This is a genomic window from Solibacillus cecembensis (genome assembly GCF_050272495.1).
Taxonomy (GTDB): domain Bacteria; phylum Bacillota; class Bacilli; order Bacillales_A; family Planococcaceae; genus Solibacillus; species Solibacillus cecembensis.
Window position 1 is genome coordinate 149,088 of record NZ_JBNNMF010000008.1, and the last position, 14,704, is coordinate 163,791.

Genomic DNA, 14,704 nt, shown 5'->3' on the forward strand with positions numbered 1-14,704 from the left:
ATAGAAGGAGCTGCAAACAAAGCACGAGCGTACTCTCGTGCAATGTCTTTACTGCCTGAACATCAGCTTCATTGTAAATTTGATTAGCAGTAATTGTGACTTGTCCTTCAGCATACAACTATATTTTAACCCCGTCCTAAATTTAGAACGGGGTTATGCTAAATAACTTTATTATCTTTTTACACAATAACCGGAGGATTTTTGTTTATTATTTATCGCTATGTGCTACATTTGTCTCTTTTGCTATTTTGTCATACAGATTTCTCTTCAACCAGTAAATTATATCAGGTATCATATTCACGTTAGAACGTGCTAAAAAAATAATATCTTGGTAACCCCTGGTGTTATTTACTATGCCATCATCAGTTTTTGAATAATTTTCAACATCTGCTGTAACTTTCGATAAAACTTTTTCTAATGATTCATATCGTTGCCTATGCCCGATTGCTGTCTCATATAAGTGCAGAATCAAAGGAAAGGATGGAACTAAAAAAGAAATAATCAATGTTTGAGTAGGGAATTCCATAAAGAAGCAAATTCCGAATATAATTCCAATATACAAACCAAGAATAATGTATAATATCCATTTATAAAGCTTCCTTAGTTCTATATCCCAAATAATGCTTGTTTTTTGAGCTAATAAAACATTAAAAAAATGATCAGAACTTTTTAAGCCAGGGTACCAATCTTTAAGATTTCCCTCTTTTTCCTGTGACTTTTCATTCAACTCCCTTATCCGTTCAATAGGAATCTTCTCACCGACTAAAAGGTTATTCCAAGAGATGTTGAATAAATCCACATCAAATTTTTCCTGGATTTTTGCTGCATTTTTCACCATTTTTTTTTCAATTTCTATAAATAAAACCCTGTTAAGAACCAGCCAAATTGCAGCTACGAAAGCTAATCCTTCCTTAAAATTAGGGAAATAGTTTAAACTTAAAATACTTACAATAGGAAGCATTACTGTTATACAGACTCTAGAAGATCTTAAAATCTTAGCTCTGCCATACAGAAACCGCATGGCCGCTAAAAGACGCAATGATTCAGGTTCATTTTGTTTTACATTAATAGGAATAATTTTATTCATAGTTAGGGAACTCACTTCCAAAAACTTTTTTCCATTCGTCATGGGCTGCTTTATGGTCACCTTTAGCCACGAAATCAATAGCATTCTGTGCATATGAACAAGCTTTTGTAGCTGCTTCAGAGAATTTTTGTCTGGTTTCAAAAGGAAGTGTATTTAAATCCCCTTGTATTTCTTTGGGATCATAACAACTAGAAAAGATGCTATTGCTTAAATAATAGAAAACATCTCTTAAAGTAAACTGGTCAGTTACAGATACCTCGTTAGTATCAAAGTAATTTAAAACTAAATTTTCTATAAGGTAAGAGCCAATGCCTGGAACAATCGGTCTTTTTTGCCAATACTTTATAAGCCTTATGATCCTTAATACTTTCCCTTCCCTCTTTTGATTTATCTCAGTTGCTCTTTTAGCATCTACTCGCGGATCAGTTTTTTTCCATTTACCATTACCATCGGGGATCAGATAATATGCCTTTTGAAGGCTATCTGGAGCTGTTATAAAAGCCGGAACTATATCAAAATTCCAATCATAGCTAGTTAGTTTAAGTGTTATAGCTTCTTGATTACGTTTAATATCTGCAGCAGAATACTGAGGGACATTTTGTAAAGAGCTTTTTAACTTATTTAAAAGTTTAATCGAGTTTAAGGTATAGTCATCATTTGTCAAACGCCTTAAATTGGTTGCCTTCTCAGGAACGGAAATAGTAATTTCACCGTTATTAAAAGTTGTGTTATAAGTACTTCCGTTTCCTGTAAATACTATAATAAAATCAATGTCATCCAACGGGCGAATTTTTGTCTTTCTTGCGAATGACCCCATTTGCACGTTGTTTTCTTTGGTGTAAATTTCCGGAAAGTATTCATCGTTATTTTCGAATTTTTCAATTATTTCAACCAACCAATTTCGACTACTTCTTGCTGTTCCCAGCTTAGTAGAATCTAAATCAACACAGTTCTTAGAAAAATCGCTAATAGATGTAAATATGCTTTTCGCCACTGAATCATCTCCCTTTTTAAAATAAATTATAACAATGTTCACCCTTATTCACTAACTTTTACCATCATATTACCTTTCCAATATAATAATATAATCATATCCAGTCAGATTCTAAGATTATTAATCTTTTCAGAGAAGTAATATTCTAATTATTTTTAAGCTAGGAAGCCTATCCTTTTTAAAGGGTCTCTCTTATTAATGTCTCCTTTAGGTTGGGGAATATATTGAGTTCACTTCTATCTGTTTAAAATTGTATACCCCTAACTCTTGTTAAAAACGAAAAATCGTCAGGAAAATGGGCTTAGCGTGTAAATCCGCATTTTCCTGACGCTACCCCTGAAAGTACAACTTCTTGACTCATATAACTCACCCCACAAAACGGGCAATAAACATTTGCTACTTTATGGTCAAGGTTGACCGTAATAGTTTTATCACAACAATTTAAATCAATTATCTCCAAGTCCTCATTTTCCGCTAATAATTTTGGTGCTTTTTCTTTTGGTTTCTTCATGTTGAAAGTTAATCCAGACCCTTTTGATTTTCTATTCGTCTGTTAAACAGATTTAAAGATTTCTTGTTCCATAAAATTTATTGCAAGTGTCTGAGCGTGTTCAATAACATCTCGCGAAAAAAAGCTTGAACTACTACCAATCAATCCGCAAGAAGGACAAAATAACTCCTATATATCTTCAGCATCAACATCTCCTGCCAAAGCTTTAAATCGGTCTTAACAATGCGGACATTCAAGAGAATAATAACCCTCACTATCAGTAGGTATATTAATTTTCATTTGCATTCTAATCCTCCTAGTACACCACCCTTACATTATATCGTTAAATTATATGTATTTGGTTTTAAAGGTGATGTTTTCTATTTCGCTTATTAAATTATTCTTGTCCCCAAATGATATGTAATGAACTCTAGTTCTTAAAAAGTTTTATCTTCAGGTTGTTTTTTTATCAATCTTTATTAAAAGATGACATTAATTTATGAAAAATATCAATTCAGTTTTACTCAAAAAGTGTTGCTCCACAATCTAACTTTATTGTTGAATAGGGTGACTAATATTTTTAAATGAATTTATTATTTTTCAAATGACGTTATTATCTGTATACAAGTTTACATTAACTTTTTAAACTTGAAAAAGTTAATATATTGTATAATTTATCCCAATATATTCGGGAAAAAATATGTACAAGTTTAGTTAAAATAAGGGTTTGTTACTTTATCCCAAACATTTTAGATGTACAATTTTTAGGTCCAATCAATCCGCAATTGTTAGAGGAAAAGATGATAAGGAGAGGGAAGTTTATTTTAATATACGTTGCGACATATGGCTTAAACGGTATATTGAAAGTCGGAATGACAATAATTCTGCTATCTTTGTAACAGCAAGGAAGCCACATAAAATGAGTGTTGCCCAAATGCGATACATCATCAAGCGAATCTCCCATCGGGCTGAAATAAATAAAGAGATTCATCCACACCAACTTAGACACAGCTATGCAACTCACTTGTTGAATAATGGCGCTCCTATTGAAGTCATTCAAAGTCTTATGGGGCATGAGAAAAGTGAAACCACAAGGATATACGCTCAATTAAGCGGAAAACTACGGAAAGAGTATTATCAAAAGTACTTTTAAATGTAAAATGAGCAACGTCTTAAAAGACGTTGCTCTACTTGACTATGCCCCCGTTTGTTTAAGTACATTTTTTCACAAACTTATAAAGCAACTGTACTTTTAAGGTTGTTTGTATCCTTTAAGAATTTCTCCGTTAGTATTTCTCAATTTTTATTGTTCTATTTTCTTCGCTAATTGCTACGTTTTCTGTTTTTATGTAATTCTGATAATAAATTTGATTCTGAATTAATTGGTAGAAGTTCCGAAATGAAAAATGTTTTTTGCAGTCGATTTAATGGGAAATGGTCATTCGACAACAGTTATAATAACAATTTTCTTGCTTGCTCAAAGGTCTTATACTCCTGAAAGAAATGATTATAGTTTGCTATTTGGTCTTCAAAAAATTCATACTGATAATAGTATTCAAAAAAAGACTTATATAGCATGTCAATTTGTCCTTGTGGAAATTGATTTGTCTTATCTCCTAAAACAGAACTTAACGTTCCAGCTAAGTTATCACAGTAATTGTTGGTTTAGAATAAAGTTTAATTATAAATTACTCTAATTCCTTGATTTTACTGTATATAAAAAGCTGTCGTTTTGAATAAAGATTAATCAAAATGACAGCTTTTTTTTATTTTTAATAACTGTTTATATAAATAAGATTGATTATTTTAAATCTCTTTATTCCACAAATATCTAACTACCCAGCGTCTCTAACTAAAATGAAGCAGTTATTTTTTGTGGAAGTTTATTACTCATTTTACTTAACCCAATAAATATAACCACAATGATTAATATAACCGGGGCTAACTCTTTCGGGAAAAATAGCATTAGAGACAGTCCTACTAGTAAAGGTGTCTTTAAAATAGAGATCGAAGCACTACTACCTATAACAGCTACGATAAAGAGCATATCTAGTTGTGGAAACAGCGTCGCGATAGCGTAGCCTTGTAATATGGAAGCAAATATTACTGGTAAAACATTTCCACCAACCCAACCTGACTTTAAACAAAACTCCATTAAAACCAGTTTTAAAACAGAAGCCAAAATTAATGTAGCAATCGAAAGTGTCGGTACTAAACTAGGCAAAGCTTGCATAGAAAGTTGGCCGGAAAAAAGTAGATTAGGAGCAATTAAAGACATCAAACCAATACCAATACCACCGATAACAGCACTTAAAATAATTTTATTGTTCATTTTGGAAAAGAATGTATTCATTGTTCTTTCCATTAGTTCATATAGTTTACTAAACAAAATACCAAACAAAATAAAAGGAATAAAAAGAACCAATTCATCCAAACCCCAATTAGTTTCCCCTAATTTTGTCACAAAAGGGGGTTGGTCTGTTATTTTTATTAAAAACATAAAGGCAACCATACCGTTAACGATAAATACCATATATAAAAATTTTTTAAATAGAAGCAGCTTTTTCTCTTTAGGAGCCCGATCAGGATCATAGGAAATAAGGTAGTTATGAGGTAATGCTAATTTTTTCAGTCTAATTAACCAAGATTCCTTTTTCCATTCGTTGTAGGAAAAATAAAAGTAACGCATTTTATCCCCCTGCCATACCGATAACGCAATAACAGAACTTAATATGGCTGCTGCGGGACCTACACTTGCACCAAAGACTAAAATGAAAAAAGCAATTAAAAAATTGAGCCATACATATGAATAGTCAATTCTTTGAGTTGTTTTTAATTCAATAATAGAAGCATTAGCTGTTTTAGGCAGATTTCCCCACTTATACCTGCTAAAACCTACTAAAATACCACCAAAAATACATAAAAATAATGGATAGATGAAGGGTGTTTTTAAATTATTGGATATGTCAGTCCATAAAAAATCTGTCAACTCATTAACTAAAATTAAAAAAACAGAAGAAATAGAACCGATTATCCCACTTAGAATTAAGCCATAAACAAGTAATCCGATTATTTTAAAGTACTTCTCAGTCAAAATAAAATTCCCCACTTTAAAAATGTATATTAAGACTCTCTCTTGTTGCTTTAAGTAACTATATTCATTTGAAATACTAATAATTTTAATTATGTCGATATAATTATACTTGACTATAAAATGAAAAGCTACTTTAAATGAGTAGCTTCATTTTTCATTATACTAATTCCAACCACGCGACAGCTTCGCAATGTGCGGAGTATATGTGGCAACACAGGGGTGCTGGAGGGCTTTACTTTTTTAGTTCTTATCCAAGAATAACAAATAAAAAAGGCAATTCAAGAAAACGGTAAGATATCATAAAGCAATCAGGTCATAAACTCTTTGATATCAAACATTTCTTCTTGAACTGCCGACTAAATTTCAACAACTAATTAGATTTTACATTCTCATTTTTGTAATTGTACTGCGAAGGGTCAACTGGAGTATAACCTGTTGGCGTATAGAATCTCAATAAATCACCATTCACCACTCTGTCAGATAACCCCATTTTATAATCTACTTCATTTTTGATAGATTTCGCCATTTCTAATTGACTATCTTCTAATAGTAAACCTGTTTTATTATCATAAAACTTTTCATTAATTGAATAAATCGTAGGACTGACAAAATCGCCATTTCTAAATGGTACTACTTCATTATGCTTTTCTGATAATAAGTCTGAGCCAAATTGAATATAGTTTTGCGTATCAATTCCTAGTAAATGTAATACTGTTGGAAGAAGGTCTATTTGCCCACCATAAGTATGGTTGGTTCCACCTTGCATTCCTGGAACATGTATTAATAATGGTACGCGTTGTAAATTAGCACTTTCATATGGTGTAATTTCTTTTCCAATGACTTGTTCCATCGCTTCATTATGATTACCTGAAATACCATAATGGTCACCATAAAGAACAATCATCGTATTATCATATAAGCCTAATTCTTTTAATTGATTGAAGACCTGTTCGATTGCTTCATCTGCATAACGTGCTGTTTGAAAATAATTATCAACACTTGCATCTCCAGTATCAGCTTTATCAATTGTTACTAAGTTTTGGTTCATTTTATATGGATAGTGGTTCCCTACCGTAATAAATTTCGTATAAAAAGGTTGTGGTAACGAACTTAAAAGACTTTCAGATTGTTCAAAGAATGGTTTATCTAACAAACCATATTCAGCCCTGTCTTCCGAAGAACTCGTGTCATAATAACTACCATCAAAAAATTTATCGTATCCAAATGATTTATAAATTTCATCCCGATTCCAGAAGCTTCCGTTATTACCATGGAAGACAGCTGATGTATAACCATAATCTTTTAAAATACTAGGAGCTGCTTGGTACGTATTTTGTGCTTTTGTAATATAAGCAGACCCTGTTGGCAACCCAAATAAAGAGTTTTCCAGCATAAATTCTGCATCGGAAGTTTTACCTTGAGCCGTTTGATGGAAGAAATTATCAAAATACATTGTATTCTTATCTTTTGCTAATGAATTTAAAAATGGTGTAACTTCTTCACCGTTTAATTTATAGTCGATAAGAAATTTTTGGAATGATTCTAAATGTAAATAGATGACGTTCATTCCTTGTGCTGTACCAAAATATTCTTCATTAGGGTTGGCGTAGGTAGATTTTGTATAGTTAACCACTTCTGTAATATCACTACTATCCGCCAAAACTCTCTGTGATGATGCTTTCAGAGTTTCTACTGAGTCATAAATCGTATAGTTATACATTCCTAGATATTTCACAATATAGTTTCTATCAAAACCTCGAGTTAATAGTTGCGGACGACTAATTTCGGCTAGTCCTAAATTTACGATTGATATTACGAGTGCCAAAGCAATAATTGCTATTGCTTTTTTATATCCAAAACAATTTGTTTCTTTTTGTACTTTTTTTGAGAATCGTAGGTAAAACATTACAATGACATCCACAAAGAACAAGATATCATAAGGTTGTAATAAAGAAAGAATACTACCACCTAAATCTCCGAAGTTCTGCGTTTGGATAATTGTAGGTAATGTAATAAAATCACTAAAGAATCGGTAATAAACAACATTGGAATATAAAAGAATAGACATCAGAGCGTAAACTACAACTAGTGATGTATACTTTCTCTTTCCACTAAATAAAAATGAAAATCCTAGAAATAGCATAGCTGATCCTAGTGGATTTAGCATTAAAAGAAATTGTTGAAGGAACCCTTCTACACCTAGTTCAAATTGTGTTGCTTGAGTGATGTATGTTTTAATCCATAACATCAAAACAGCTAATATATATACCCAAAAAAAGTTGTTTAATAGGTCATCTTTTTTAGTTATTAGACTTTTCATTTTTGCACCTACCTTTTACTAATTTACATTTAAATCTAAATTTATATTAATTTAGATTATAAGTATAAAATTCGAAAAAATGCTACTTCACAATAGCTTTTTTAGTAGCTAAAGTAGCTTACTCCCCATTTACACTTCTGTCAAGCTGTTAATATAACGAAAGACAATTAAAATAGTTTCTTCTATTTTTAATTTTGTCATAAAAATACCCCGCAAACGTTAGTCTTTAACTAACATTTACGAGGTATTTCAAGCCATAATTCTTTCTTTTACATCTCCACAAAGTTCAACCACGCAACCGCTTCACAATGTGTCGAGTGTATGTGGCAACACAAGGGTGCTGGTGGGTTAAAGTATTGGCTAGGTCCTACCATAGTAGAACCTAGCCTTTTTTATTTATCTTCAAACAGTTATTTCTTCAATTAAAGCACCCCGTTAGCTTAAGTGCATTATTTCACAAACTCTAGATTTCCTCTCATTTATTACAGGAATCCTGCTTATAGTGAAATAACAAAAGAACTCTTATAATTAAGAAACTCCCATAAAAGACACTGACTAAACTGCCACTTTAGCAGTTTACGGAAAGCCCACTAAATTCCGATTTTTTTTATAATTAATAGGTAAATGATGGACTATAAACAATAATAAAAGCTGTTTCCAAGGGGAAACTATTAGTTTACACCCTTGCAACGATGTGGTTCTTTAGTTTTTTAGTGCAAATAAATATACTGTGGATAGGAGTTGATCATATGTATTTTTCTTCAAAAATAAAAGAAGAACGTCAAAAGCATAATATGTCACAACAAAAGCTCGGAGAAAAACTTAATATTAGTAGACAATCCATTTCCAAATGGGAACGTGGAGAAAGTTACCCTAGTATTGAATTGTTAATTAAGTTAAGTGACATATTTGATATTACTCTTGATGAATTAGTAAAGGAGGATAATTCTTTGAAAGAGAAACTCATAAAAGATAGCCAAAAAATAGTCTATCCAAGGTGGAAATTGTTTTTTGATATACTTCTAATAATCGGATTTTTATTCATACTAGCTAAGATATTCATTGTAATAGGTAATAAGTTATTTGATTTAAATATTGTGTTCTTACAGGATTCTCTTTTATTTCAAATTGGACCGTTTTTTATGACTATCATTGGAGCAATTGGCAGCGAATCTCTAGCTAAAAAATACAAATAATCGTTTTGGATTTAGAGTAATACACTAATTATATAGGAAAGTCCCTTCAAAGCTTGTCCGGACATTTTTATTCATATATCAGGCTAGATGTTTGAAGAAAAAGAAACGGCTGAAGTTCTTGTGTTACAAGGGTCTCAGCCGTTTCTTTTCCAGGATGGATGTTGGGTGCTAAAATAGTGTTTTGATTTTTATTTTATAACTAGTTTGACCATTTACATTTCATTAACCTGATTCATAACCTAGTTTAGATTGGAGTTACATCCTAATAATGAAATACTTAAATTCTTTAATTTCACGCCTTCTCATAGCCTTTGAAAAAGTACCTCTTATGACTAATAACTAATATTACCAGTTGGATATAATGTAGTACCTCCAATTGAAACTTTTATTTCATTAGATAATGGAACATTGTATTCATCAATAATTGTTCTCCACCAATCCCATGCAAGACCCGTACATTCTCTTGCATAAATTCTAATATTTTTTGAATTAGGCGGAAGTGGTATTACTGTAGAGAAATGAGCAGTTTTATCTTTCCAGCTTCCATCCCAAGTTTTATGGGATAGTACTTCTTTTCCATTCTCATCATATGAAAATTCATCCCAGGCTACTTCAAATTGAGCAACATATGCACCATAATGATCCAGGATGATGCTGCCTTTAGAATATTCTGTAGCTGTCGTCTCGATATAATCTGTATTGTTATGAACAGCAGCAATCGAATTGTCCTTTAAGAAAACACTTGTATATGAAATAGGGTATGCTGGATTTTTAAGACTAAATTCTGCATTATCTTTAATTATTTTTCTAATATCATTAAAGTCTTTTGAGACAACCTGGTTATGCGCTTGTGAATCTCCACCTAATACTACAGCAGTAAAGGAACTTTCTTCAAAAATATCTTTGTACTGTCCACTAGTTTCTACATTAGTATTGATATCCTTCAGTAAGGCTTTAAAAGCAGCTTGTACATCCTTACTCTTAGAGCTTGTTTCTAATTTCACATAAATTGTTCTGCCATAAGCTACATTTGACACCATAACGGGAGGGGCATCATTACTTACCCCTTTACGTGTTAACTCTTCAAAATGAACACTGTCATCAAATAGGTCTGATGGATTGTTAGGTAGTTCTGCACTTACGGTATAAAATATTTGTTTATACGCCGCAACCATCACTTTTTTCTCTCCATTTGCAATCGCATTAAAGTCAATCCCCAGTGAATTGTCAAGAACATTGGCGTTAACATTCAGAGTGCTTGCTATTTGAGATTTGCTATAAACCATAGATTCTGAATATTGTAGTCTTGCAGGTAAAGTATGGGTTGTTGAATATTTTTCACTCCAAGTAGATACTAACTCATCTACTGCCCCAGATACATTACCATATGTTGGATTATCTACTGTGATAGTATTTTCTCTTTTCATGCCAGGTAAATCTATGCTAATATTTAGCGGTTTTCTTTTGGCCACCAATAAACTAGGTTGATTGTCTGCAAAAGCTTGGTTTGCAAGTTGTAATGCTCCTGGATATGCACGATTCGCCATAGAATCGATAATTGAAATATCCACTGGTGAAGTTGTAAGTGATTTTTTGTTACGTTCAACCACTATAAACTTATCATTTGAGTTTATACCTTCTTTTGGAACAAAACTATCAATCTTATCACCATTCACTGCTAAAACTTCGCTGTTATTATAGTTCAAGTTTGCTATACCAGTATCAATGTCATTAGATTTGCTTGTTTCGCTAGCTAAATTAGTATCAAGTGTTTCAGCAAAGGAAATAATCGGATAATTTATAATGCATAAACAAACAGCTAAACTCACTAGAAATTTCATTACTTTAAAATAATTTCGAATCCCCAAAAAAATCACTCCTTTTTTAGGAAATTATACCACGAAAATATTTTATTCAAATATAGTAGTTTAGTTGTGTATTTGCATTACTATAGTGCGGACAAGTAAATTGTTAAAATTATAATATTCTTACAACTGCAATTGCAATATAATGATGATTAAAACTAAAATGCCTGATTTATGAAATCCATATTTACCATTGTAGCTACTTTACAACCTACTGCAGCTGCTATTACAAGCAAAGTAGATTTAAGCGCTCTGGATGAAGGAGTGTTTAGAATCTTATTTTTCAGATTATACCGATTTAATCAGAGGGAAGATACTTGACCCTCAAATCGAAGAAGTGAACGTTAAAACTAAAGGTGGAAATGAGTTTAAAGCAAAACTAATCGAATATAACAATGACAAGGAGTTTTGGTTTTTAGTTACTAACGGTGTAGACCTTATAGGCTCTATTGCAGAGTCATCCGAAGTTTTTGCATTCCTTTTAGATTCAATCTTTTGTATTTCATTTTCAGAATAGCCCTTTTCTTGCATCAAAAATTCCTTGACCTGTTCTTCCGTAGAACGAATTATCACAGGATTATACTCCGGTTCAGAAGAGTTTAAGATATTAATCATACTAAACATTATTCCAAATATAATGGCAATTGCTGCAAAGGCCATCATCATTCCTTTTTTCATTCCTTTTTTCATTCCTATCTCTCTCCTTGCTCAAAATATCCATCCATAAACGATGATAATAACATCAAATCAACAATGAAATATTTCAAAATCTACCTTTCAACATTATAAATCTAGGAATAGTCTTGTACTCGTTTGAGTATTATGAGAGTGAAGTAGATGAAAGTGCAAAATACGTAGATTCATCTTCAATTGCTATCTTTAGATTTATCTACACATCATCACACACTGAAAGGGGAATCGAATGGTCGCATATCATAAACAAACAGCAGATGAAGTCATGAAGAAATTGAACGTGTCCAATCAAGGTTTGTATAATTATGACGTCCTCAAAAGGCAAGAAACAAACGGTTATAATCAATTAACAGAAGGTAAAAGGACAAGCACATTGGCCGTTTTCTTTGGACAGTTTAAAGATTTATTAGTCATTATTTTAATCGTTGCCGCTGTTATTTCATTTCTATTAGGCGAAGTAGAAAGTACGATTGTTATACTCATAGTCATTTTTTTAAACTCCATCCTTGGTACGGTGCAGCATGTGAAAGCCGAGCAGTCTTTGGACAAGCTCAAAGCACTCACCTCCCCCGTTGCCAAAGTGATGCGCAACAAACAAATTATCGAAATCCCTTCAAAAGATATCGTCGTTGGGGATTTGCTTTATTTGGATGCTGGGGATTATATCAATGCAGATGGACGCTTATTAGCCAGCTATAATTTGCATGTGAATGAAAGTTCGCTGACAGGTGAATCATTAGCCGTCGCAAAAATGATCGACCCTATTCGAAAAGACCGTGTTACAACTGGAGATAAAAAAAATATGGTGTTCACAGGCGGCTTCGTGACGAGTGGGCGCGGCATTGTGATTGTAACAGCGATTGGCATGGATACGGAAATCGGCAAAATCGCCAATTTAATGGATACAGCAAAGGAAAAGAAAACCCCTCTTCAAGTAAGTCTCGATCAGTTTGGGGAAAAATTAGCTTTAGGCATTACGCTCATCTGTTTAGGTATCTTCCTCATTGACCTATTTCGTGGACGAGCATTAGGTGATTCGTTCATGTTTGCCGTTTCACTTGCCGTAGCAGCCATTCCAGAAGCATTAAGTTCCATTGTTACGATTGTGTTAGCATTTGGTACGCAAAAAATGGCGAAGGAAAACGCCATAATCCGTAAGCTATATGCGGTTGAAAGTTTGGGCAGTGTATCGGTCATTTGTTCTGATAAAACAGGTACATTAACGGAAAATAAAATGATTGCGCTTCAAGTGTACGTTGATCAAAAAGTCGTACCATATGATCAACTACATACAGATAACACGTTGCAAAGAAATCTACTTTTAAAAGCTGTTTTATGTAATGATGCGTTGGAAAGAGATGAAAAAGAAATTGGCGATCCGACTGAAATTGCCCTCGTGAAATTAGGCAAGCATTACGGTTATGATGAATTACGTATTAGAAATCGCTATCCTAGAATTGCTGAAATCCCTTTTAATTCGGACCGCAAGCTGATGAGTACCGTCAATCACTTTGAACAGAAAAACATCCTCATTACAAAAGGGGCTTTAGATGTTCTGCTCAATCGCATCGTGAAAATCGACACGTCAAACGGTCCAATTCCAATGACAGATGAACAGCGTAGAAAAATCGAAGCCATCAATAGCGGCTTTTCAATGAATGGGCTGCGCGTGCTGGCGATTGCATACAAAGAAGTGAATGGCAATCAAATAATCGATGAAAAAATCGAACAGGATTTAACGTTTGTCGGTTTAATTGCGATGATGGACCCGCCAAGAAAAGAAACGAAAGAAGCGATTGAAAGCTGTATCAATGCTGGGATCAAGCCTGTCATGATTACAGGTGACCATAAATTAACGGCGACTGCCATTGCGAAAGAAATTGGGCTGTTAAATGATCCTTCAGAAGCCATTGAAGGACATGATATTGAAGGGTTAACAGATGAACAGCTACAAGAGTTGGTTGAAAATATTTCCGTCTATGCTCGTGTCACACCAGAGCAAAAAATCCGTATTGTCAAAGCATGGCAGGAAAAAGGAAATGTCGTGGCTATGACAGGTGATGGTGTCAATGATGGCCCCGCCTTAAAGCAAGCGGATATCGGTGTAGCAATGGGTATGACCGGTACTGAAGTAGCAAAAGATGCGTCAGCTATGGTTTTGACCGATGATAATTTTTCAACAATTGTCACAGCCATTTCCAACGGTAGAAGTTTATATACGAATATTAAAAACGCTATTTTGTTCTTATTGTCCGGGAATGCTGGTGCGATTTTTGTTGTGTTATATGCAACGATATTTGGTTTAGCCGTTCCCTTTGCACCCGTTCATTTACTATTTATTAACCTACTGACAGATAGCTTACCTGCCATTGCGATTGGGTTAGAGCCGCATAATAAAAATGCGATGAAGGACAAGCCGCGAAATATTCACGCTCCGTTATTAAATAAAGCCTTTACAACACAGGTCCTACTCGAAGGTTTATTAATTGCCATTGCGACAATCGTTGCGTTCCAAGTGGGCTTAGCAACGGGCGATACACTAACAGCAAGTACCATGGCCTTTTCCACATTATGTTTGTCACGACTTGTCCACGGCTTTAACTCACGGTCGAAAGAATCCATTTTCGCAATCGGTCTGTTTTCGAATTTATATACATGGGTTGCGTTTTTAATAGGTGTTTTAAGTTTACATGTCGTGTTATTTGTACCCGCGCTTACAGGTGTGTTTGAAGTAGCCACGTTAAATTCAGCACAATTAAGCCTCATTTATTTCTTGTCTGTCATGCCATTCCTCGTGAATCAATGGTATAAACTACTATTCGTTCGAAGTAAGTAAACGTAGAATGAAACAAACACCATTTTGAGCAGTGGGGACTGACCCCCGTATATAAGACAGAGGTCAAAAAAGCATTTATCCAACCAGTTGTCGGTATTGAACCGGCGACTGGTTGTTTAATTTCGCTTG

At 33.5% G+C, this 14,704-nt stretch carries 9 protein-coding genes and 2 pseudogenes; 3 read left to right on the forward strand and 8 right to left on the reverse strand.

Features of this window, described 5'->3' with window-relative positions:
* Positions 1 to 208 precede the first annotated feature (208 nt).
* The 3 genes from ACQKIH_RS09385 to ACQKIH_RS09395 form a co-directional block, all read right to left on the reverse strand.
* Positions 209 to 1,087 (reverse strand): S-4TM family putative pore-forming effector, encoded by an 879-nt coding sequence (locus ACQKIH_RS09385; protein ID WP_427765365.1) that lies wholly within the window; start codon positions 1,085 to 1,087, stop codon positions 209 to 211.
* Complete coding sequence (locus ACQKIH_RS09390; RefSeq protein ID WP_427765368.1) at positions 1,080 to 2,081, reverse strand: hypothetical protein; 1,002 nt, start codon at positions 2,079 to 2,081, stop codon at positions 1,080 to 1,082. The genes ACQKIH_RS09385 and ACQKIH_RS09390 overlap by 8 nt, the downstream gene beginning before the upstream one ends.
* Before the next feature lie 301 nt (positions 2,082 to 2,382).
* Positions 2,383 to 2,592, reverse strand: a complete 210-nt coding sequence (locus tag ACQKIH_RS09395; protein ID WP_427765370.1) for a hypothetical protein — start codon at positions 2,590 to 2,592, stop codon at positions 2,383 to 2,385.
* 748 nt (positions 2,593 to 3,340) lie between these two features.
* Between ACQKIH_RS09395 and ACQKIH_RS09400 the strand changes: the two are divergent.
* Positions 3,341 to 3,724: pseudogene (locus tag ACQKIH_RS09400) on the forward strand (tyrosine-type recombinase/integrase); the annotation flags it as partial.
* Positions 3,725 to 4,023: 299 nt separating this feature from the next.
* Here the strand turns inward: ACQKIH_RS09400 and ACQKIH_RS09405 are convergent.
* The 3 genes and pseudogenes from ACQKIH_RS09405 to ltaS all read right to left on the reverse strand — a co-directional run.
* Positions 4,024 to 4,221: pseudogene (locus ACQKIH_RS09405) on the reverse strand (YxiJ family protein); the annotation flags it as partial.
* 202 nt (positions 4,222 to 4,423) lie between these two features.
* Entirely contained in the window at positions 4,424 to 5,665 is a 1,242-nt protein-coding gene (locus tag ACQKIH_RS09410; RefSeq protein WP_427765372.1) for a chloride channel protein, read from the reverse strand.
* 370 nt (positions 5,666 to 6,035) lie between these two features.
* The gene (ltaS, locus tag ACQKIH_RS09415; RefSeq protein WP_427765374.1) at positions 6,036 to 7,985 is read right to left on the reverse strand and encodes a lipoteichoic acid synthase; all 1,950 of its coding nucleotides are present in this window, start codon (positions 7,983 to 7,985) and stop codon (positions 6,036 to 6,038) included.
* Between the two features lie 749 nt (positions 7,986 to 8,734).
* On the opposite strand from ltaS, the gene ACQKIH_RS09420 reads away from it, so the two are divergent.
* Positions 8,735 to 9,181 carry a helix-turn-helix domain-containing protein gene (locus ACQKIH_RS09420; protein ID WP_057987864.1) on the forward strand — a complete coding sequence of 149 codons (447 nt, stop codon included), beginning with the start codon at positions 8,735 to 8,737 and terminating at the stop codon, positions 9,179 to 9,181.
* 332 nt (positions 9,182 to 9,513) lie between these two features.
* Here ACQKIH_RS09420 and ACQKIH_RS09425 read toward each other — a convergent pair whose 3' ends face one another.
* Together ACQKIH_RS09425 and ACQKIH_RS09430 are read right to left on the reverse strand one after the other, a co-directional pair.
* Positions 9,514 to 11,022: a thiol-activated cytolysin family protein gene (locus ACQKIH_RS09425; RefSeq protein ID WP_427765392.1), complete on the reverse strand. Its 1,509-nt coding sequence runs from the start codon at positions 11,020 to 11,022 to the stop codon at positions 9,514 to 9,516.
* A gap of 348 nt (positions 11,023 to 11,370) precedes the next feature.
* The gene (locus ACQKIH_RS09430; RefSeq protein ID WP_427765376.1) at positions 11,371 to 11,736 is read right to left on the reverse strand and encodes a hypothetical protein; all 366 of its coding nucleotides are present in this window, start codon (positions 11,734 to 11,736) and stop codon (positions 11,371 to 11,373) included.
* A gap of 232 nt (positions 11,737 to 11,968) precedes the next feature.
* Between ACQKIH_RS09430 and ACQKIH_RS09435 the strand changes: the two genes are divergently transcribed.
* Positions 11,969 to 14,575 carry a cation-translocating P-type ATPase gene (locus tag ACQKIH_RS09435; RefSeq protein ID WP_427765378.1) on the forward strand — a complete coding sequence of 869 codons (2,607 nt, stop codon included), beginning with the start codon at positions 11,969 to 11,971 and terminating at the stop codon, positions 14,573 to 14,575.
* Positions 14,576 to 14,704: the final 129 nt, after the last annotated feature.